The 21,120-nt window shown below is 45.1% G+C and carries 20 protein-coding genes; 18 read left to right on the top strand and 2 right to left on the bottom strand.

Annotation, left to right across the window (positions count from 1 at the left end):
- Positions 1 to 140: 140 nt before the first annotated feature.
- The gene (locus ACSFXN_RS11535) at positions 141 to 1,808 is read right to left on the bottom strand and encodes an Rqc2 family fibronectin-binding protein (protein WP_437150252.1); all 1,668 of its coding nucleotides are present in this window, start codon (positions 1,806 to 1,808) and stop codon (positions 141 to 143) included.
- A gap of 121 nt (positions 1,809 to 1,929) precedes the next feature.
- On the opposite strand from ACSFXN_RS11535, the gene ACSFXN_RS11530 reads away from it, so the two are divergent.
- The 13 genes from ACSFXN_RS11530 to ACSFXN_RS11470 all read left to right on the top strand — a co-directional run bounded on the left by ACSFXN_RS11530 (position 1,930) and on the right by ACSFXN_RS11470 (position 14,551).
- The gene (locus ACSFXN_RS11530) at positions 1,930 to 2,199 is read left to right on the top strand and encodes an extracellular matrix/biofilm biosynthesis regulator RemA family protein (RefSeq protein ID WP_437150250.1); all 270 of its coding nucleotides are present in this window, start codon (positions 1,930 to 1,932) and stop codon (positions 2,197 to 2,199) included.
- 1 nt (position 2,200) lies between these two features.
- Positions 2,201 to 2,821, top strand: a complete 621-nt coding sequence (gene gmk, locus ACSFXN_RS11525; protein WP_437150249.1) for a guanylate kinase — start codon at positions 2,201 to 2,203, stop codon at positions 2,819 to 2,821.
- The gene (gene rpoZ, locus ACSFXN_RS11520) at positions 2,821 to 3,045 is read left to right on the top strand and encodes a DNA-directed RNA polymerase subunit omega (RefSeq protein WP_300989643.1); all 225 of its coding nucleotides are present in this window, start codon (positions 2,821 to 2,823) and stop codon (positions 3,043 to 3,045) included. Before gmk ends, rpoZ begins: the two co-directional genes overlap by 1 nt.
- A gap of 74 nt (positions 3,046 to 3,119) precedes the next feature.
- Positions 3,120 to 4,325 carry a bifunctional phosphopantothenoylcysteine decarboxylase/phosphopantothenate--cysteine ligase CoaBC gene (coaBC, locus tag ACSFXN_RS11515; RefSeq protein ID WP_437150247.1) on the top strand — a complete coding sequence of 402 codons (1,206 nt, stop codon included), beginning with the start codon at positions 3,120 to 3,122 and terminating at the stop codon, positions 4,323 to 4,325.
- Complete coding sequence (priA, locus tag ACSFXN_RS11510) at positions 4,315 to 6,711, top strand: primosomal protein N' (RefSeq protein ID WP_437150246.1); 2,397 nt, start codon at positions 4,315 to 4,317, stop codon at positions 6,709 to 6,711. Before coaBC ends, priA begins: the two co-directional genes overlap by 11 nt.
- A 19-nt stretch (positions 6,712 to 6,730) precedes the next feature.
- The gene (gene def, locus ACSFXN_RS11505; protein WP_437150245.1) at positions 6,731 to 7,246 is read left to right on the top strand and encodes a peptide deformylase; all 516 of its coding nucleotides are present in this window, start codon (positions 6,731 to 6,733) and stop codon (positions 7,244 to 7,246) included.
- The gene (fmt, locus tag ACSFXN_RS11500) at positions 7,243 to 8,175 is read left to right on the top strand and encodes a methionyl-tRNA formyltransferase (protein WP_437150244.1); all 933 of its coding nucleotides are present in this window, start codon (positions 7,243 to 7,245) and stop codon (positions 8,173 to 8,175) included. The genes def and fmt overlap by 4 nt, the downstream gene beginning before the upstream one ends.
- The gene (gene rsmB / locus ACSFXN_RS11495) at positions 8,172 to 9,515 is read left to right on the top strand and encodes a 16S rRNA (cytosine(967)-C(5))-methyltransferase RsmB (protein ID WP_437150243.1); all 1,344 of its coding nucleotides are present in this window, start codon (positions 8,172 to 8,174) and stop codon (positions 9,513 to 9,515) included. Before fmt ends, rsmB begins: the two co-directional genes overlap by 4 nt.
- Before the next feature lie 40 nt (positions 9,516 to 9,555).
- Positions 9,556 to 10,305 carry a Stp1/IreP family PP2C-type Ser/Thr phosphatase gene (locus tag ACSFXN_RS11490; RefSeq protein WP_437150242.1) on the top strand — a complete coding sequence of 250 codons (750 nt, stop codon included), beginning with the start codon at positions 9,556 to 9,558 and terminating at the stop codon, positions 10,303 to 10,305.
- A 2-nt stretch (positions 10,306 to 10,307) separates the two neighbouring features.
- A complete protein-coding gene (gene pknB, locus ACSFXN_RS11485) occupies positions 10,308 to 12,284 on the top strand; it encodes a Stk1 family PASTA domain-containing Ser/Thr kinase (protein ID WP_437150241.1) in 1,977 nt (658 codons plus the stop codon).
- Between the two features lie 74 nt (positions 12,285 to 12,358).
- Complete coding sequence (rsgA, locus tag ACSFXN_RS11480) at positions 12,359 to 13,255, top strand: ribosome small subunit-dependent GTPase A (protein WP_300989635.1); 897 nt, start codon at positions 12,359 to 12,361, stop codon at positions 13,253 to 13,255.
- Complete coding sequence (gene rpe / locus ACSFXN_RS11475; protein WP_437150240.1) at positions 13,248 to 13,913, top strand: ribulose-phosphate 3-epimerase; 666 nt, start codon at positions 13,248 to 13,250, stop codon at positions 13,911 to 13,913. The genes rsgA and rpe overlap by 8 nt, the downstream gene beginning before the upstream one ends.
- Complete coding sequence (locus tag ACSFXN_RS11470; RefSeq protein ID WP_437150239.1) at positions 13,910 to 14,551, top strand: thiamine diphosphokinase; 642 nt, start codon at positions 13,910 to 13,912, stop codon at positions 14,549 to 14,551. Before rpe ends, ACSFXN_RS11470 begins: the two co-directional genes overlap by 4 nt.
- Positions 14,552 to 14,833: 282 nt before the next feature.
- Here the strand turns inward: ACSFXN_RS11470 and rpmB are convergent, their stop codons facing one another.
- Positions 14,834 to 15,022 (bottom strand): 50S ribosomal protein L28, encoded by a 189-nt coding sequence (rpmB, locus tag ACSFXN_RS11465; RefSeq protein ID WP_300989632.1) that lies wholly within the window; start codon positions 15,020 to 15,022, stop codon positions 14,834 to 14,836.
- 220 nt (positions 15,023 to 15,242) lie between these two features.
- Between rpmB and ACSFXN_RS11460 the strand changes: the two genes are divergently transcribed.
- The 5 genes from ACSFXN_RS11460 (at position 15,243) to recG (ending at position 21,045) form a co-directional block, all read left to right on the top strand.
- Positions 15,243 to 15,605, top strand: coding sequence for an Asp23/Gls24 family envelope stress response protein (locus tag ACSFXN_RS11460; RefSeq protein WP_300989631.1), 363 nt, complete (start codon positions 15,243 to 15,245; stop codon positions 15,603 to 15,605).
- 18 nt (positions 15,606 to 15,623) lie between these two features.
- Positions 15,624 to 17,276 carry a DAK2 domain-containing protein gene (locus ACSFXN_RS11455; protein WP_437150238.1) on the top strand — a complete coding sequence of 551 codons (1,653 nt, stop codon included), beginning with the start codon at positions 15,624 to 15,626 and terminating at the stop codon, positions 17,274 to 17,276.
- Between the two features lie 158 nt (positions 17,277 to 17,434).
- Positions 17,435 to 18,097, top strand: a complete 663-nt coding sequence (sdaAB, locus tag ACSFXN_RS11450; protein WP_437150237.1) for an L-serine ammonia-lyase, iron-sulfur-dependent subunit beta — start codon at positions 17,435 to 17,437, stop codon at positions 18,095 to 18,097.
- A gap of 16 nt (positions 18,098 to 18,113) precedes the next feature.
- Positions 18,114 to 19,013: an L-serine ammonia-lyase, iron-sulfur-dependent, subunit alpha gene (gene sdaAA / locus ACSFXN_RS11445; protein ID WP_300989628.1), complete on the top strand. Its 900-nt coding sequence runs from the start codon at positions 18,114 to 18,116 to the stop codon at positions 19,011 to 19,013.
- Positions 19,003 to 21,045 (top strand): ATP-dependent DNA helicase RecG, encoded by a 2,043-nt coding sequence (gene recG, locus ACSFXN_RS11440; RefSeq protein ID WP_437150473.1) that lies wholly within the window; start codon positions 19,003 to 19,005, stop codon positions 21,043 to 21,045. Before sdaAA ends, recG begins: the two co-directional genes overlap by 11 nt.
- Positions 21,046 to 21,120: the final 75 nt, after the last annotated feature.

Here is a 21,120-nt window from a genome sequence, read left to right as displayed (position 1 = left end):
AGTGCAGAAGCATATTTGAGGATTAACCGAGCTTATTTTAACTGTTACTGTGCACATTTTTTTGTTTAAAGAGCGTATATTAACCTTTACTGAGCGTATTCCAAATAAAAACGGGAGAGCCAGAAGCTTTCCCGTCAATATCATTTATTTTTTAATTTAATGATCAAATCTTCATCAGGCGTGACAAAAACGGTTTTTTGTTCAAAATAGATGACAAAACCGGGTTTTGAACCATTTGGTTTTTTCACTTGGCGAACTTCTGTGTAATCGACCGGAACTGAACTCGACTCCCGAGCTTTACTGAAGTAGGCGGCAATCGTCGCTGCTTCCATAATCGTTGTTTCATCAGGCTCATTTGAATGAATGATGACATGCGATCCAGGAATATCTTTGGTATGAAGCCACGTATCGGACTTAGCGGCGACTTTGAATGTGACATAATCATTTTGTTTATTGTTTTTGCCGACAGAAATGGGGACGCCGGTGCTGGATACATACGATTCAACGGAAGGTTTTGTCAATTTTTTCTTCTTCTTCGATTTCTGTGCTTTCATGAAGCCCTGTTCTGCCAGTTCCTCCCGGATTTCTTCGATATCGGAAATCCCCGCTTGCTGGACCTGCTGCATTAGGGTTTCAAAATAGTAGATGTCTTCAATGGTTTTTTCAATTTGTTCTTGGGTTTTTATTAACGCGGTTTTCGCTTTTTGGTAGCGCGAATAAAATTTCTGCGAGTTCTCGATCGGCGTTTTCCTAGGATCAAGTGTGATGGTGACTTTTTCATCGTTGTAATAATTGTCGACTTCAATCTCTTTCGTGCCTTTGGTAATGCGATGGAGGTTGGCCATGATCAATTCACCGTTCAACTGCAGCTGATCACGTTTTTCCGCCTGGTCTTGTTCTTTTTTCAATTTTTTAAGTTTTAATTTCAGTTTGGCGATTTCATTTTGAAGCCAGCGTTCCAAGTCGCCTGCTTGCTGTTTAACGCGGTCACGTTCCGCTTTGGCGTAATACATGCGGTCAAGAAGTTCCCCAAGCGTTGGGAATACCATTTCAGTGCCATTGATATGCGTCAGTTGAGTAGCGGAGAAAAAGCTTTTTCCTTCAAGTTCTATGTAGTAGCCGGTTGGCTGGTCTTTCAGAAAGTCCTGAAGAAAATGGTCAGCGATTTCTTTTTTATTGTCAGCTTGTTCCATCCGGAAATAAAGTTCGCGCGCATTTAATGGAGAGAATCCGGCAAAAGTGCTGACGATTTCCTTCTCTTCGAGTTCTGCCAAGCCATTAGAAGCTTCGAATGGATTTTGCTTTTCTTGGGAAGGCGGGAATACATAGGGCTGGCCCGGCAAAATCGTACGGAAGGAGTTGACGCTCGGCGGCAAATGCTTCAAGCTGTCAAGAATCATCATACGCTCTGCATCAACCAGGATGATGTTTGAATGGCGGCCCATGATTTCTATATGGAGCTCTCTTTCAATGTCATCGCCGATTTCGTTTTTGCTTTTGATTTTCAAAATGACCAAACGGTCCATTTCATGCTGGATGACTTCCGTTATCACACCGCCCTCGATATGTTTGCGGAGAAGCATGCAAAACATCGGAGGTTCGGATGGGTTGATGTTCGCCGCCGCTGTCAAGTGGATGCGCGAATACGAAGGATGAATTGAAATCAGTAATTTATGGTTTTTTCCTTGTGCGCGGATATGCAATAACAGTTCAAGCTGGTTAGGCTGATGAACTTTTGAAATTCTGCCTGACACAAGTTGTTGAAGCTCACGTGTCATTGCTTTTGTGAATAATCCATCAAATGCCATTAAAAATCCCTCTTTCAAATCGTTTTGTTCCATCTTATCATTTTCACGGTATAATATGATATAATAAGACAGTTAGAAAGAAAACGAACAACGAAGATCAGTTGCGATGGCGGTGATAAGGATGAAGAAATCGGTGAAATTTATTTCTCTTGGCGGCGGCAACGCCGTTTCAGTGAACCGGATCGTTTCAATTATAACACCGGATTCTGCGCCGTCTAAGCGGCTGATCCAAGAAGCACGGAGCAAAGGTTTGCTGATCGATGCGACCGGAGGGAAAAAGACCAAGTCCATCTTCATCATGGACAGTGACCATGTGGTAATTTCCTCTGTATCGGCTGAAACTGCGATTGCGCGTGCGGAAGAAAATGATGATGAGACGAATGAGGGATAAAATGAGAAAGCAACGCGGACTGCTGATTGTATTATCAGGGCCATCGGGTGTCGGAAAAGGCACTGTAAGAAAAGAGCTGTTCTCGCAGCCAAATACCAATTATGAATATTCCATTTCGATGACGACCAGAGCCCCGCGCGAAGGTGAAGTGGATGAAGTGGATTATTTCTTTAAGACGCGAAGCGAATTCGAGGAGTTGATCGAGCAGGATCAATTGCTGGAATGGGCTGAATTTGTCGGGAATTATTATGGCACGCCACTTGAGTACGTCAACAAAATGCGTGATGCCGGACGGGATGTATTCCTGGAGATTGAAGTTCAAGGAGCTGCGCAAGTACGTGCGAAAGTTCCTGATGGCTTGTTTATTTTCCTGGCTCCTCCAAGTTTATCGGAATTGGAAGAACGGCTCATTGGACGAGGCACGGAAACGGATGACGTCATTGCGTCCCGGCTTTTTGCTGCACGCCAGGAGCTTGAAATGATGAATTTATATGATTATGTGGTTGAGAATGATTTGGTTGAAAACGCATGTGATCGCATAAATGCCATTATTATTGCTGAGCATTGCAAACGCGAACGTGTAGAAAAAAGATATTTTGATATGCTAAAGGAGAATGCCTAATGTTATACCCATCCGTTGATAAGTTAAAAAACGAGATTGATTCGAAGTACTCACTGGTTGCCCTTGCGTCAAAGCGCGCGCGTCAATTGCACGAGCACGGCGATGAAAAATTAGACAGCTATGTTTCAGCTAAATCGGTCGGCAAAGCACTTGAAGAAGTAGCTGCCGGCGTATTAAGACTAGAACATCAAGATGAATATGCAATTTATGAGGATGAAATTTAACCATTAATCGCAGCAAACGACTCCCAGAGCAAACTTGTTCTTTGGGAGTTTGTTGTTTAGAAAGGGTGTTTATATTGTTGGCAAATCGTAAAATTTTATTGTGTGTAAGCGGGGGAATCGCCGTTTATAAAGCGGTTGCGCTTGTCAGCAAATTGTCTCAGGCAGGAGCTTCCGTCAAAGTGATCATGACTGGGTCTGCACGCCAATTTGTCCAGCCGCTGTCTTTCCAGGTGATGTCCAGAAACGATGTCTATTATGATACGTTCGATGAAAAAGATTCATCCGTCATCGCTCATATCGACCTTGCCGACTGGGCAGATTTAATCATCGTAGCGCCTGCTACTGCAAATGTTATCGGAAAACTGGCAAACGGCATCGGTGATGACATGCTGACAACAACGCTGCTTGCAGCGACTGCTCCCATTTGGGTAGCTCCGGCGATGAATGTGCATATGTATGACCATGCGGCAGTCAAACGCAATATCCAGCGTCTGCATGATGATGGCGTTCAGTTTATCGAGCCGTCTGAAGGTTTTCTGGCTTGTGGTTATGTCGGAAAAGGACGGCTGGAAGAACCGGAAAAAATCACGGAACTGGTAGCCGGCTTTTTTGCCCGCCCGAAACTGCTGACTGGAAAAAAAGTAGTGGTAACTGCAGGGCCAACGCGTGAACGCATTGACCCCGTTCGTTTCCTTACCAACTTCTCCAGCGGCAAAATGGGCTATGCGATGGCAGAAGCCGCAGCTGAAATGGGTGCTGAAACGATTCTGATCAGCGGCCCTGTTTCTTTGCCTGTACCGAAAGGCGTCCAGCGGATTTTTGTGGAAAGTGCGGAAGACATGCTAAATGCAGTAGAATCGGAATACCTGACGGCTGATGTGGTCATCAAGACGGCAGCAGTGGCTGATTACCGGCCTATTGATGTGCATAACCAGAAAATGAAAAAACAGGAAGGCGGTTCAATCCTTGAGTTGGAGCGTACCGTTGATATCCTGCAGCATCTCGGAAAAACCAAGACCAATCAATTGCTGATCGGCTTTGCAGCTGAAACGAACAATGTCGGACAATACGCAAAAGATAAATTGGAACGGAAAAATGCGGATTACATTATCGCTAATGATGTCAGCGAGGCGGAAGCTGGATTTGAATCGGATACGAACCGCGTGACAGTCTACGGCAAAGACGGCTTTGAACAGTCCTTCGGCATGATGCCGAAACTGGAACTTGCCCGCCATGTGCTTCAATTAATACTGGAAAAGGAAGATTTACATGATCGCTGAAGTCATCGTCGACGTTGCAGCGCACCCTATTGACCGTCCTTTTGACTACGCCATTCCAGCTCATCTTCAAGTGCTCATTGAACCTGGCATGCGTGTGAAAGTTCCGTTTGGCAACCGCAAAGTGCTTGGCTTTATAACAGCGATTAAAGAAACGACAGAATTTGATCCGGCTCGGCTGAAACCGATTCATGAATTGATGGATGTTGTACCGGTCTTGAATAAAGAACTTTTGGAAATGGCCAGATGGATGAAAGAAAAAACCGTCTGCTTTGAGATAGATGCACTGCAAGTCATGATTCCTTCAGCGCTCCGAGCGAAATACGAAAAACGTTTTGTACTGAATGCTCCGTTGGAAGAAATCGCAGAACCGCTTCGTATTTATTTTGAAAAACGGCCATTTGTGCGTTCACAGGATGCTGTCGAAGTTTATGGCTTACTGAAGAAGGAATTGAACAGGGGCACTATTGTTGCCGATACAGATATTTCGCAGCAGACTGCCGTCAAAAAAGTCCGCATGATCCATATCGCGGAATCCCTTGAAAAATTGGATTCCATCGAAATCCGTGCCAATGCCAAGCAGCAAGTAAAGCTGATGGAGTATATGAAAAACCGTGTGGGGCAAGCGATTGAATCTTCCCATATGCAAAAAGAAGCGGGTGTCTCGCTGCCGACGATATATGGTCTGGTGGAAAAAGGAGCCGCTTTCATCAAAAATGAAGAATCTTACCGGGATCCGCAATTGCTTACGGAAATAGAGAAAACACATTCACTGCTGTTAACAGAAGCCCAGCAGGTGGCTTTTGATGCCGTTGAACGATCGCTGAATACACCGAAAACGTTCCTGCTCCATGGCATTACCGGAAGCGGAAAAACCGAAATATACCTTCAGACAATAGACCAGGTACTTAAAGAAGGAAAAGAGGCCATCATGCTCGTTCCGGAAATTTCGTTGACACCGCAAATGACGATTCGCTTTAAAGAACGATTCGGGGATCTTGTGGCGGTGCTGCATAGCGGCTTGTCAGCAGGTGAGAAGTATGATGAATGGCGAAAAATCCAGCGTGCTGAAGTGAAAGTCGTGGTCGGAGCCCGATCGGCTATTTTTGCGCCATTTGAGAACCTTGGGTTGATTATTTTGGATGAAGAACATGAATCCAGTTATAAACAGGACGATTCGCCGCGCTACCATGCCCGAGATGTCGCTATTTGGCGCAGTGAACAGCATAATTGCCCGGTCATATTGGGAAGTGCGACGCCATCGCTCGAATCATATGCACGGGCACAAAAAGGCGTCTATGAGCTATTGGTGCTGGAAAAACGGGCGAAAAACCAGCCACTGCCGGATGTGCAGATTGTTGACATGCGGGAAGAACTGCGCAATGGAAACCGATCAATGTTTTCTGTGCCGCTTGCTGAAGCGATACGTGACCGCATAGAGAAAAAAGAACAAGTGGTGCTATTCCTCAACAAACGGGGATATTCCTCATTTGTATTGTGCAGAGACTGCGGCACGGTCATGCAATGCCCGAACTGCGACATTTCCTTGACCTATCACCGGTCAAGTGAACTGATGAAATGCCATTATTGCGGCTACGATGAACCGGTGCCGCATATCTGTCCGGAATGTGAAAGTGAACACATCCGCTTTTTTGGGACCGGCACTCAAAAAGTAGAAGAAGAACTGGCTAAATTGGTTCCTGAAGCCCGCGTACTGCGTATGGATGTTGATAGTACCCGAAACAAAGGAGCCCATGAAAAAATTCTGTCGGCATTTGGCCAAGGCAAAGCGGATATCCTGCTTGGCACTCAAATGATTGCAAAAGGGCTGGATTTCCCGAATATCACACTGGTCGGCGTCTTGTCGGCAGATACCACGCTGCATTTGCCGGATTTCCGGGCGGCGGAAAAAACCTACCAATTGCTGACTCAAGTGAGCGGACGGGCAGGGCGCGATATATTGCCGGGCGAAGTATATGTCCAGTCCTATACGCCGGAGCATTATGCGATTACTCTTGCAAAAGACCAATTATATGAACCGTTTTACGAACAGGAAATGGCGATGCGCAGAGCCAGCGGCTACCCGCCTTATTATTATGTGGTAAATATTCAATTTACCCATGAAGATTTGATGACAGCTTCGGGATATGCGGATCAGACCGTCCGTTATTTGCAATCCCAGCTATCCCAAAGCACAATCATCATCGGCCCATCCGCATCGCTGATTGCCCGGGTGAACAATAGATATCGCTATCAATGTTTGATAAAATACAAAAAAGAACCGAAATTGTCTGATGTCCTGCAGCAGCTTATTAAAATCTACCGCTCTGAGTGGTTGAAAAAAGGCGCTACATTATCGATTGATATGAATCCGACATCAGTCATGTAAAAGAAAAGAGGAATTTGAAATGACAATCCGGAATATTGTGAAACACCCGAGTGACATTTTAGAAAAGAAATGTTTGCCGGTTACCAATTTCGATAAAAACCTGGCTACTTTATTAGATGATATGCATGAAACAATGATTGCCAATGACGGTGTTGGAATTGCTGCACCTCAAGTAGGAGTGGCGGTGCGCGTGGCCATTGTTGACTTCGGCGAAGGGCAAGACCCAATTGAGATGGTAAATCCGGAATTGGCACTTTTTGAAGGCACAGATACCGACATTGAGGGCTGCTTGAGCTTCCCGGGAATCTACGGAGAAGTAGAACGCCCGGATCACGTCAAAATCAAAGCTCAAGAAAGGGACGGTTCCTGGTATGAACTAGAAGCTGAAGGTTATGAAGCGCGTGCGATTCTGCATGAAATGGACCATTTGGATGGCGTGCTGTTCACCAGCAAAATTTCGAAATACGTTACCCAGGAAGAATTGGATGCCATGATCGCTGAAGCGGCTGCAGCTGAAGAGGAGGAACAGGTGTGACCAAAATCGTTTTTATGGGAACGCCGGCTTTTTCGGCACCCATCCTACGCATGCTGGTTGAAGAAGGCTACGACATCATTTCAGTCGTCACACAGCCGGACCGGCCTGTAGGGCGCAAAAAAGTGATGACGCCGACACCGGTGAAAGAAGAGGCATTGCGCCTTAACCTTCCCGTCTACCAGCCTGAAAAACTGAAAAATCCGGAAGAATTGCAGCATGTCCTTGATCTAGCTCCGGATTTGATCATCACGGCTGCATTTGGACAGATTCTTCCAAGTGAAGTGCTCCAGGCACCGACACTGGGTGCAATCAACGTTCATGCTTCTCTGCTTCCCGCATATCGCGGAGGAGCTCCGATTCATCAAGCGATCATTGACGGCCAAGCGGAGACCGGCGTCACCATCATGTATATGGTTGACCGGCTCGATGCAGGGGATATCATTTCACAAGTCACTGTGCCAATCGGCAAAACCGACCATACCGGCATCATGTTTGATAAGTTGAGCGTGGCCGGCATGGAATTATTGAAAGAAACTTTGCCTTCAATCATCGATGGAACCAATGACCGGATTCCGCAAGATGAAGAAAAAGTGACATTTGCCCGCAATATCTCGCGTGAACAGGAACGCATTGACTGGGCTAAATCTGCGGAAGCGATTTACAACCAGGTACGCGGACTGCATCCGTGGCCCGTGGCGTTTACTACGCACAATGAACAGAATATGAAAATCTGGTGGGCGGAAGTCCGTGATTCAGCGAAAAGCGGCCAACCCGGCGAAGTGGTGGAACTGGCCGATGATGCCCTTCTTGTCCAAACCGGTAATGGCGTTTTGGCCATTACGGAATTGCAGCCGGCTGGCAAAAAGCGGATGTCTGCCACAGATTATTTAAAAGGACCTAAAATCCAGGCAGGAGATACATTCGAATGAAAAATAAAAAACTACAAGGCAATGTACGGGACGCCGCATTTTCGATTCTTTGGGCTGTTGAAAACAAACAGGCTTACAGCAATCTGCTGTTGCATCAGACAATTCAAAGCTATGGAATTGCTGATAAAAATAAAGGCCTGTTGACTGAAATCACCTACGGCACATTGCAGCACCAAATGACGCTCGACTATTATTTGGAACCGTACCTAAAAGGCAAAATCGAGCCCTGGGTAAAAACATTGCTGCGTATGTCGTTATACCAAATCGTCTATTTGGATCGTATTCCGGCGCACGCAGCCGTCCATGAAGCGGTGGAAATCGCCAAGCGGCGCGGCCATGGCGGAGTGGCATCTGTAGTCAACGGAGTCCTTCGCTCGATTCAGCGGAGCGGTGTCCGCTCATTTAATACGATCAGTGATCCGTATGAAAAGGTTGCAATTGAGACAAGCCATCCTGTTTGGATGATCAAGCGCTGGGCTGAGCAGTTCGGCTTGGAGAAAACACGGGAAATGGCTTTGGAAAACAATAAAATTCCGTCTCAGACTGTCCGCGTCAATACAGTGCAGACAACACCTGAAGAAGTGATTGATATGTTGGAATCTGAAGGGCTGGACGCAGTTCAAAGCAAATTGGTCCCGGAATGCCTGATTGTCACCAATGGTCAACCGGCTAAAACGACGACGTTTGAAAAAGGCTTTATCACCATTCAAGATGAAAGTTCCATGCTGCCGGCATACGCTTTGCAAGTTGGCCCGAATATGGAAGTCCTGGATATGTGTGCAGCTCCAGGAGGCAAAACCACCCATATTGCCGAGAAAATGGAGAACAAAGGGAATTTATTCGCGATGGACCTCCATAAGCATAAAATCAAGCTGATTGAAGAAAATGCAGCACGCCTTGGCCATACAGTCATCGAAACAGAAATCGGCGACGGCAAAAAGAGTGTTGAGCGATTCGGGCCCGAAAAATTTGACCGCATATTAGTGGATGCTCCGTGCAGCGGACTTGGCGTCATCAAGCGCAAGCCAGACATCAAATACACAAAAAAAGAAGAGGATTTCGCACGCCTTCAGGAAATTCAGTTGGAGTTATTGGATCAGGCAGCTCAATTATTAAAGCCGGACGGCATCATGGTATACAGCACATGCACAGTCGACTCGATCGAAAACCGGGGGACAGCCGAGCAGTTCTTGAAAGACCATCCGGAAATGGAGAAAATCCAGGTATTCTTGCCTGAAACGCTTGGCTTGAAAAATACTGGGTTTGTCCAAGTGTTCCCACAAGATTTTGGCAGCGACGGGTTTTTTATCGCAGCTTTCCGTAAAAAAGCGACAGCTTAAAAATAATAGCAATTACAGACAAGAAACGGGGTGGCGGGATTTGTTTCAATACGTCATGGAAAGTGATACAGGAAGAAAACGCAAAATAAATGAAGATCGTGTCGCTGTCCTCAGACGCCCGGAAGGATTGCTGTTGGCACTCGTTGCCGATGGCATGGGTGGACATAATGCGGGGGATGTAGCGAGCGAACTAACGGTGTCGACGCTGGGCAGGCTTTTTATTGAGGAAGCAGCAGATACATTTTTAACTGTGGACAAACGAAAAACATGGCTATCAGTCAACGTTCAGTACGTCAATCGGCTCGTTTATGAATATGCCTTGACCCATCCGGATTGCAAAGGAATGGGAACAACATTGATTGCAGCGTTGATCGACAAACAGGATTGCGTCATGTGCCATATTGGCGACAGCCGGGCATATGTAATAAACGGAGCAGTAGAACAATTGACGCGTGATCATTCATACGTCAATGTACTGGTTGACAGCGGAGAAATAAGCGAAGAAGAAGCTGAGGCCCATCCTAAGAAAAATTGGATTGTTAAAGCACTTGGGACTGATCCGGAAATTGACGGAGAGATTCTCCATTTTTCTTTGGAATCGTCTTCTTACTTGCTTATCTGTTCAGATGGTTTGAGCAATAAAGTTTCGAAAAGTGATATCGCATCAATTGTTCTATCTCCTGTTCCGCTTTCACAAAAAGGTGAAGAAATGGTGAAACTCGCCAATGAACTGGGAGGAGAAGATAATATTTCATTTGTTCTTCTTTCCTCTAAGGCTGAGGAGGTGTAGCCATGTTGATCGGCAGAAGTATTAATGGCCGCTATAAGATATTGGAATTGATCGGCGGAGGCGGTATGTCAAACGTCTATCTGGCCCATGACATGATTTTGGACCGTGATATCGCTATAAAAATCTTAAGATACGATTTTTCTAATGAAGAAGAACTGCGGCGGCGATTCCAGCGGGAAGCTTTATCGACCACCAGCCTCGCTCATCCAAATATCGTGAACATTTTTGATGTAGGCGAAGAAGAATCCATTCATTATCTTGTAATGGAATATGTTCCAGGCAAAACCTTAAAAGAATACATAATCGAACATTCACCAGTGGCCCCTGAAGAAGCGGTCAAGATTATGACGCAGTTAACATCAGCTCTCGCCCATGCTCATCAAAACCAGATTGTCCATCGCGATATTAAGCCACAAAATATCTTGATGGATGCAGAAGGAAATGTGAAAATCACCGATTTTGGAATTGCGATGGCATTGAGTGCCACTTCCTATACACAAACCAACTCGGTACTCGGGACCGTGCATTACCTGTCTCCAGAACAAGCGCGCGGCGGCATGGCCAACAAAAAATCAGACATTTATTCTCTTGGAATTGTGATGTTTGAACTTTTGACTGGAAGATTGCCGTTCTCCGGTGAATCTGCAGTATCGATTGCCTTAAAGCATTTGCAGACAGAAACTCCTTCTTTGCGTCAGCTTGTTCCAACAATGCCGCAAAGCCTGGAAAACGTAGTGCTCAAAGCCACTACAAAAAACCCACAGCACCGTTATCAATCAGCAAATGAAATGGAAGAGGATTTAGCTACGGTTTTACTGCCGGAACGCTTGAATGAACCTAAATTTACGGTTCCAGTTGACCAGGATGAAACAAGAGCGATGCCCATCATTAAAGACCGGGTTGTTTACGAAAGCATGGAAAAAACAAAAGAACTGGCTCCAGCCGGCTCGATCGAAAAAAAAGATAAGCCTTCTGAGCCAGTTAAGAAAAAAAGGAAAAAAGGACCTTTAGTTGCAATGTTTATTGGATTATTGGTTCTTGTTGGGCTGATCATTGCATTGGCATTTCCTGAAATTTTCGGGCCAAGGCAAGTAGTTGTACCGGACGTTTCCGGAATGGAGCGAGACGAAGGAATAGAAGAATTAGAGGCAGTAGGATTCGTGGTCGGAGAAGAACAGCAGCAGCCTTCCGAGGAAATCGAAGAAGGACAAATAATCAGGACAATTCCCGAGGCCAATAAAATGCGAGACCGCGAGTCGGAAATTCAGTTGTTTATCAGCACCGGCAAAGAATCAAAAGAATTTGAGGATTATGTAGGCCGTGATATTGAACAAACATTGGAATCGCTCGAAGAGGAAAATTACAAATCGATTGAGCAGACGCCGGAATTTTCAGATGAACCTGTCGGGACGATTCTTGAACAGGATCCGAGAGCCGGCGAGGAAATCATCATTTCAGAAACAGATGTTGAATTCACGGTCAGCAAAGGGAAAGATATACGGACCGTCGAAAATATTACAGGATATACCGAAGAAGATTTGAATGAATATGCTCGTTCTTCGGGCTTTAACATCCGTATTATTGGAGAAGAGCCTTCTGAAAATGCACCGGAAGGAACCGTTTTGTCTCAAAGCCCGGCTGCAGAAGAACAGTTGGAAGCAGGCAGTACAATAGAAGTCATTATGTCTTCAGGCAAAGCGCCGCTTCCGCTGAAAACTTATATCCATACGGTCGAGATTCCATATGAGCCGGCCGAACCGGCTGCAGAAGGAGAAGAGCCAGTCGAACAGACGGTGCAGATTTATATCCAGGACCAAAATAATACAATGGTGGAACCGGTAGAAGAATTCACCATCACTGAAAACGAAACGCGTAAACTGGAATTGCAGATAGCAGAAGGCGAGAGTGCCACTTACCGAATTGTCCGTGACTCGACTATTATTCTGGAAGAAACCATAGAATATGACAGTGTGGAATAAAGAAAAACTTCACTGATTAGGGGGCTGTTGCCCCTTTAGTGGTATAAATATAATAAAAAGGAGTGAAAGCAAGCATGCCGAAAGGTCAAATTAGAAAAGCGCTTAGCGGTTTTTATTACGTTCTGGACGACAATGGACAGCGATATATCCAGTGTAGAGGGCGAGGCGTTTTTAGAAATCGGCAAATTTCGCCATTAGTTGGAGATTTTGTGGATTATGAAGCCGATCATGATTTAGAAGGCACAATTACTCATGTCCATGAGCGGAAAAACGAATTAGTGCGTCCGCCAATTTCGAACATCGACCAGGCAATCCTTGTTTTTTCTGCAAAACAGCCTGATTTTCATCCGCTCCTTTTGGACCGGTTCCTGACAGCAATTGAACAGCATAATATACAACCTGTTATTTGCCTGACTAAAATGGACCTTTTAAAAGACAGCGAAAAAGAAAAACTGGAAGGCTTCATAGCCGATTATGAAAAGATCGGCTATGAAGTAATTCCAACTTATAAAGGGGATCCCACTTTGCAGGAGCGGTTAATGCCTGTGCTGGAAGGGAAAATCAGTGTATTGGCTGGCCAGTCGGGCGTTGGAAAATCAACGATGCTCAATACAATTTTACCGGCGTTAAAGCTGAAAACAGATGATATTTCCAAAGCGCTGAACCGAGGCAAACATACCACACGCCATGTCGAACTGATTGAAGTGAACAATGGATTACTGGCGGATACACCTGGATTCAGTTCTTTTGATTTTGACACAATTGAAAAAGAAGAATTGTCCGGTTATTTTCCGGAAATGGCAGAGCGCTCAAACGGCTGTAAATTTCGGGAATGCCTTCATTTGAATGAACCCAAATGTGCCATCAAGGCAGCCGTGGAATCTAAAGAGATTCCAGAATATCGTTATAAGCATTACTTGAAATTTTTGGAAGAAATTATGAGTCGAAAGCCGAGGTATACAAATGATTAAAATTGCACCTTCTATACTAGCAGCAGATTTTTCGAAATTAGGAGAAGAAGTCCGGGAAGTTGAACAAGCAGGAGCAGATTGGATTCATATCGATGTTATGGATGGTCATTTTGTTCCGAATATTACAATGGGAGCGATTGTTGTTGACGCATTGCGCCCTTTGACCAATCTTCCGTTAGATGTTCACTTGATGATTGCAAATCCTGATCAGTACATTGAAGATTTTGCAAATGCAGGAGCGGATTATATAACTGTGCATGTAGAAGCGGCTCCGCATCTGCACAGAACCATTCAATTGATCCGTTCATTCGGCGTTAAGCCGGGAGTGGTATTAAACCCGCATACACCGGTTGAATCGATCCAGCATATACTTGAAGATATCGATTTAGTGCTATTCATGACTGTCAATCCGGGATTCGGTGGACAAAAGTTCATCCACTCGGTTGTGCCGAAAATTGAGCAGTTGTCCCGGATCATTGACGAAAAAGGCTTGGATATCGAAATCCAAGTCGATGGCGGCATCAACGAAGAAACGATCGTTCCTTGCGCAAAAGCAGGAGCTAATGTTTTTGTTGCTGGATCTGCCATCTATAGCCAAAAAGACCGTGCAGCAGCCTTGCAGAGCATTAAACAGGTAGGAGAAGAGGCGATTCTGTGATTGTCGTTGTGGCAGCAGGGGGACCGGTTGCGGAAATTCCTGATTTCTCTCTATGGCCATCTGCCCTGTTTATCGGAGTGGACGCCGGTACAGTAGTTTTGCTGGACCGGGGCATCCAGCCAGTGGCAGCCGTAGGTGATTTTGATTCTGTATCCACTGAAGAGATGGAGAAAATAGGAGAATTGTTTCCAGAGTTAAACCGGGCAGCAGCTGAAAAAGATGAAACGGATACTGAGTTGGCGTTGGAAAAAGCGATGGGGTTTTCTCCGGAACGAGTCATTATCACAGGAGTGACGGGCGGCAGGCTAGATCATTATATGAGTGCCCTTCATGCCATCTATAAATACCAGCGAAAGTTTCCGGCAATTGAATTCGTATTAGTCAACCGCCAGAATCGCATCCGTTTTTTAAGTCCAGGAACACATCTTGTAAAGCCGGATGAAAAATACCACTATATTTCGTTTTACCCATTTGCAGAAGAAGTTCATGGATTTACCTTGAAGGATTTTAAATACGAAGTAAGCAGCGAAACAATCCCGTTTGGCTCCACCCGTTTTATCAGCAACGAGCTGAAGACCGAAGGAACAGTGTCGCTTACAAAAGGCAGCTGCATCATGATCGAAAGCTCGGATAGCTAAGAAAAGCGTAGGTGCCCATGTAGCCCCGACAAGCGCTGGAAGTCTGGCCGGTAATGGCGTTTTTTGCCGCACAGCCGGAGCGGCTTATGACCCGAGAAGCTGGCTCTTGCAGCTAGACACCAAGAAAAACAAAAAGAGCCGCTTAGCTTCGTTGCTCAACAAAAAAGAGATTCCGGAATAGTTTTATTCCGGAATCTCTTTTTGAATTAAAATGCACTACATGAAAAATAATGAAAAAATGCCAGGCCGACGAATGTCAGGCCTGGCATTATTCATGAGCGATTATACGCGCTCAACTTTTCCTGATTTCATTGCTCTTGCAGAAACCCATACACGTTTCGGTTTACCGTCTACAAGGATACGAACTTTTTGAAGGTTTGCTCCCCATGTACGTTTTGTCGAGTTTAACGCGTGTGAACGGGCGTTTCCAGAACGAGCTTTGCGTCCACTAATTGCACATACTTTAGGCATGTAAGTCCCTCCTCACAAGTGAAGCTGAAAATTATGATAGAATTTCAGTTCGTTTTTCGTTTCACATACTTTAATAATTTACCACACACAAATGCTGTTTGCAACTAATTTTAGTATGCTTTCAAGAAAAAAGCCTTTACACCCAAAACGCCTGCTTTTCTTGTATAATAGTTTCATGTAGAATGAAAAGAGTGAAATAGGACTCAAGGAGGAATTCTCAATGTCGATTGAAATTAAAAACGAATATGGCCAAATCGATATTTCCAATGATGTGATCGCGCAAATTGCAGGCGGAGCCGCCATTGAATGTTACGGAATTGTAGGAATGGCAACTAAACATCAAATAAGAGATGGCTTAACAGACATTTTGCGCAAAGAGAATTTCGCGAAAGGTGTTATTGTTCGCCAAGAAGATAAAGACTTGATTATTGATATGTACGTTATCATAAGTTATGGTACAAAAATCTCGGAAGTTGCTTATCAAGTCCAATCAAAAGTTAAGTATACGATTACAAAAACGCTGGGCATGCCTGTCAAAGCGGTCAATATTTACGTTCAGGGAGTTCGTGTGACGAACCCGTAAGAGGAGGAAGAAGCGGCTATGAAGTCATTAAATGGAAATCAGTTCGCGGAAATGGTAACAATGGGAGCGCACCATCTGTACCAGAATGCGGATTATGTAGATGCATTAAATGTGTTTCCGGTGCCAGATGGCGATACCGGAACAAATATGAATTTATCAATGACATCAGGTGCGAAAGAAACAGAAGCAAATGCACAAGAACATATCGGCAAGACTGCTAATGCCCTGTCAAAAGGATTGCTAATGGGCGCACGCGGCAACTCCGGAGTTATTTTGTCTCAGTTGTTCCGGGGATTCAGCAAGTATATTGCGAACGAATCAGAATTATCCGCAGCAAAATTCGCGGAAGCGCTTCAGCATGGAGTTGAAACAGCGTATAAAGCCGTTATGAAGCCGGTAGAAGGAACCATATTGACAGTAGCAAAAGATGCTGCGGCAAAAGGTATGGAGTTAGCTAAAACAGAAGAAGACATCATTGTATTGTTCGAAGCTATTGTGGAAGAAGCAAAAGCGGCTTTGGAACGGACTCCCGATTTGCTGCCGGTATTGAAGGAAGTTGGAGTAGTCGACAGCGGCGGCCAAGGCCTTGTTTATGTCTATGAAGGCTTTTTAGCGTGCCTGAAAGGGGAAGCGTTGCCAGAAAAGCATGCCCATAATACCATGGATGACCTGGTAAGTGCGGAACATCACAAAAATATCGCCGGTTTTATGGACACAGCAGACATTGAATTCGGCTATTGCACAGAGTTCATGGTCAAATTTGAAGAAGGCAAAAAAGAATTCATTGAAGCTGAATTCCGTACGGACCTAAGCGCTTACGGAGATTCCTTGCTCGTCATTTCGGATGATGAAATTGCAAAAATCCATATTCATTCTGAAGAACCGGGCAAAGTGCTTACCTATGGCCAGAATTATGGCAGCTTGATATCGATGAAAATTGAAAATATGCGCCAGCAGCACATTGATATTGTGGGAGAAGACTTCCATAAAGATGCTCCAAAAACAACCGCTAAGCATCCATATGCTGTGGTCACAGTAGCGATGGGAGAAGGCATAGCTGAACTTCTTCGTAGCATCGGAGCTTCATATGTGATTGAAGGCGGCCAAACAATGAATCCTTCTACAGAAGACATCGTTAACGCGATTAAATCGATCGAAGCCGAACGGGTCTTAATCTTGCCGAACAATAAAAACATTATCATGGCAGCCGAACAAGCTGCTGAGCTGCTTGAAATCGAAGCTGCAGTTGTTCCGACAAAAGATGTGCCGCAAGGAATGGCTGCACTATTAGCCTACAATCCAAACGCTTCTGTTGAAGATAACCAAAAGATCATGACACAAGCGTCTAAACAAGTAAAATCCGGTTCTGTTACGTTTGCAGTGCGAGATACTTCGATAGATGGCATTACAATCAAAAAAGATGATTTCATGGGAATTTCCGGAGGCAGGATTGTTATTTCTGATAACAGCCTGGAACGGGTGACAGAAGAATTAGTTAAAAAGCTGATTGATGAAGATGCGGAAATCGTCACAATACTTTACGGCGAAGATGTTACAGCTGAAGACGCTGAAAAGCTTGCCGGCTTTATCGAAGAGTTAAATGATGAAGTTGAAGTGGAAATCCACAATGGCAAACAGCCGCTATATCCGTATATTTTATCGGTTGAATAAAAGAAAAAGCGCGTACAAAAGTATGCGCTTTTTACTGTATAAAGATTCAGAACATTCCGGATTTTTACTTAAAGGGGAATGAAAGCGGTTCAATTTTGTTAAATGTGGCAATTTCATGTAAAATGAATTTATATTAATGAAAGAGAGGGGTTTGAGCAATGAAGTTCAAATCTGTTTTTGATATAATCGGGCCGGTTATGATTGGTCCATCTTCCTCACACACTGCGGGAGCAGCACGTATTGGGAGAGTAGCAAGAGATTTATTCGGACGTCAGCCAAAATGGGCGAAAATCCATTTATATGGCTCATTTGCCGAAACATATAAAGGCCACAGCACGGACGTTGCTATTGTCGGCGGGCTACTGGACTATGACACATTCGATGAACGCATAAAAACATCATTTGAAGAAGCACAGAAACTCGGACTGGAATTCGAATTTATTCCGGAGACCAGCCACGTGGAACATCCAAATACCGTTAAAATCGTCATTGGTGATGAGCGTGCTGAAATGTCGATGATGGGCATTTCGATTGGCGGAGGCAAAATAGAAATCACAGAATTGAACGGATTTCCACTGCGTCTTTCAGGAGAACATCCAGCTATTTTAGTGGTTCACGAAGACCGCTCAGGATGTATAGCGAACGTAGCAAACTGTTTATATAAATACGATATCAATATCGGCCATATGGAAGTTTCCCGAAAAGAAAAAGGGCGCATGGCTCTTATGGTGATCGAAGTGGATCAAAATGTCGATAAAGAAGTGATGGACGAGCTTGCTGAGCTTCCAAACATTACTCAAGTGACAAGAATCGCTGATTAAGAAGGGGGTATAAACATTGGAAGCATTATTTCACAATGTAAAAGAATTAGTTAAACGCGCGGAAGATGAAGGCAAGCTTATTTCGGAGATTATGATCGAGCAGGAAATGCTGCTGATGGACCGTTCGCGAGAAGATATCATGAAACAGATGGACCGCAATTTGACAGTCATGGAAGAAGCGGTTGAAAAAGGTTTGAAAGGTGTACATTCGGTTTCCGGTTTAACTGGCGGAGATGCCGTCCTTCTTCAAAAATACAGAGAAACGGGGAAATCCCTATCAGGAGATTTGCTTCTTGATGCCGTCAGCAAAGCTGTCGCAACGAATGAAGTAAACGCGGCTATGGGAACAATTTGCGCTACACCGACTGCAGGGTCAGCAGGCGTTGTGCCTGGAACTTTGTTTGCAGTCAAGAATAAACTGAATCCGACGCGTGAACAAATGATTCGTTATTTGTTTACATCAGGCGCATTCGGATTCGTAGTAGCCAATAACGCTTCCATTTCCGGTGCTGCCGGAGGGTGCCAGGCAGAAGTTGGTTCAGCAGCAGCAATGGCTGCAGCTGCAATTGTTGAAATGGCTGGAGGAACTCCGCAGCAAAGTTCTGAAGCTTTTGCCATCACCATGAAGAACATGCTGGGACTGGTATGCGATCCTGTCGCAGGGCTGGTAGAAGTGCCTTGCGTGAAACGAAACGCCATGGGAGCAGCCAATTCAGTGGTTGCGGCAGATATGGCGCTGGCTGGCGTAACAAGCCGTATCCCTTGTGATGAAGTAATCAGTGCCATGTTTGAAATCGGGCAATCTATGCCGAGCGCATTAAGAGAAACGGCAAAAGGCGGACTTGCCGCTACTCCAACAGGTAAATGGCTGGAATCGAAAATCTTTGGCGGAGCCGTGGTTGGCAGTGGCAAGTAAAGATTCTGTCGCCTCTTTAAAAGGGGTAGGCAAACAGGCAGCTGAAACTTTACAGGAAATGAAAATCGAGACTATTCATGACTTGATCATGACTTTTCCGTACCGCCACGAAGATTTTCAGCTAAAGGATTTGGCAGATACACCGCATAATGAAAGAGTCACTGTGGAGGGAAGGGTCGAAAGCGAACCTTCCGTCCTTTTTTTAGGGAAAAATAAATCAAGGACCCAAGTCCAGGTGATGGTAGGCCGACATCTGGTTAAAGCTATTTTCTTTAATCAGCCATATGTTAAAGCCAAATTAAGAATTGGTGAAGTCGTCACTTTGTCCGGGAAATGGGACCGTGGCCGACAAGTGATCACCGTGACAAACCATTCCATCGGCCCCCGGACCGGCGGTGTGGATTTTGAGCCGGTTTACAGTTTGAAAGGAAGCATCTTTCAAAAAACGTTTCGTAAACTGATGCGGCAAGCACTGGATTTAGCGAAAGATGACCTAGAAGATTGCTTGCCTGAAAGGTTCCGAACTGCTTATCATTTAGTGCCTGTTCAAGATGCGCTTGAATGGATTCATTTTCCGACTGACGGAGAAGCTTTGAAACAAGCCCGCAGACGGTTTGTCTATGAAGAATTATTAATATTCCAGTTGAAAATGCAAGCATTGCGCAAAAAGAACCGAGAAGAAGAAGGCGGTTCATTTGTCGATTACGATTTGAACCGGCTGAAACACTTTATCGATACTCTTCCTTTTGATTTGACCGATGCCCAAAAGCGCGTTGTCAATGAAATCTGCCGGGATTTAAAAGAGCCTTTCCGCATGAACCGGCTGTTGCAAGGAGATGTAGGATCAGGAAAAACGGTGGTAGCCGCAATTGCTTTATACGCTGTTGTGACTGCTGGGATGCAAGGCGCTTTAATGGCGCCTACTGAAATTCTGGCAGAACAGCATGCCAATACATTGGCTCAATGGTTCCAGCCGTTTGAAGTGAATATTGCCTTGCTGACAGGCTCAGTAAAAGGGAAAAAACGCCAGTTCATTATTGAGCAGCTCGCGGAAGGCAAAATCGATATTCTGATTGGTACCCATGCTTTGATCCAGCCGGATGTCCAGTTCAAAAAACTTGGGTTAGTCATTACGGACGAACAGCATCGCTTTGGTGTGGATCAGCGCCGTGTGTTGAAAGATAAAGGCTATAATCCGGATGTACTGTTCATGACCGCTACTCCGATTCCGCGTACTTTGGCAATTTCCGCTTTTGGTGAAATGGATGTTTCAGTGATTGATGAAATGCCGGTAGGCCGAAAAGAAATACAAACATACTGGATGAAAAAAGAGATGTTCGGGAAGATAGTCGGCCGTATGGAAAAAGAGCTTGCTGAAGGCAGGCAAGCCTATGTGATATGCCCATTGATCGAAGAATCCGATAAGCTGGATTATCAGAATGCGGTGGATTTATTCCAGCAGCTTTCAAGTTATTTCCATGGCAAACACACGGTTGGTTTGATGCACGGGCGGCTGTCCGGCGATGAGAAAGAGCAAACGATGCGTGCTTTTACCGAAGGCAGAATCGAGGTCCTGGTGTCAACGACGGTTGTCGAAGTCGGTGTGAACGTACCTAACGCCACCTTTATGCTGATATACGACGCTGAACGTTTTGGCTTATCCCAGCTCCATCAATTACGCGGACGGGTCGGACGGGGCAGCGATCAATCGTATTGTGTATTGCTGGCTGATCCGAAAACAGAAGTCGGGAAAGAGCGGATGACATCTATGACCGAAACGAACGATGGATTTGTACTCGCGGAAAAAGATTTGCAGCTCCGTGGACCGGGAGATTTTTTCGGCCGCAAGCAAAGCGGGGTGCCAGAGTTCAAAATGGCGGATTTAGTCCACGACTACCGGGCATTGGAAACGGCAAGGCGGGATGCGGAAGCGCTTGTCAATAGCCAGGAATTTTGGACCAGTGAAGAAACGAGATGCTTGCGTGAGCAACTTGAAGATTCAGGCGCACTGGCGACGGGCAGATTAGATTGAGAATGCAGGATTCAGATAATCCTTGCATTCTTTTTTTGTTATTTATATACTCATATTAGTACCAAGTGCTAATAG

It is taken from the genome of Planococcus sp. 1R117A (assembly GCF_051417975.1).
GTDB lineage: Bacteria > Bacillota > Bacilli > Bacillales_A > Planococcaceae > Planococcus > Planococcus shenhongbingii.
This window is presented reverse-complemented; position numbering and strand designations above follow the sequence as displayed.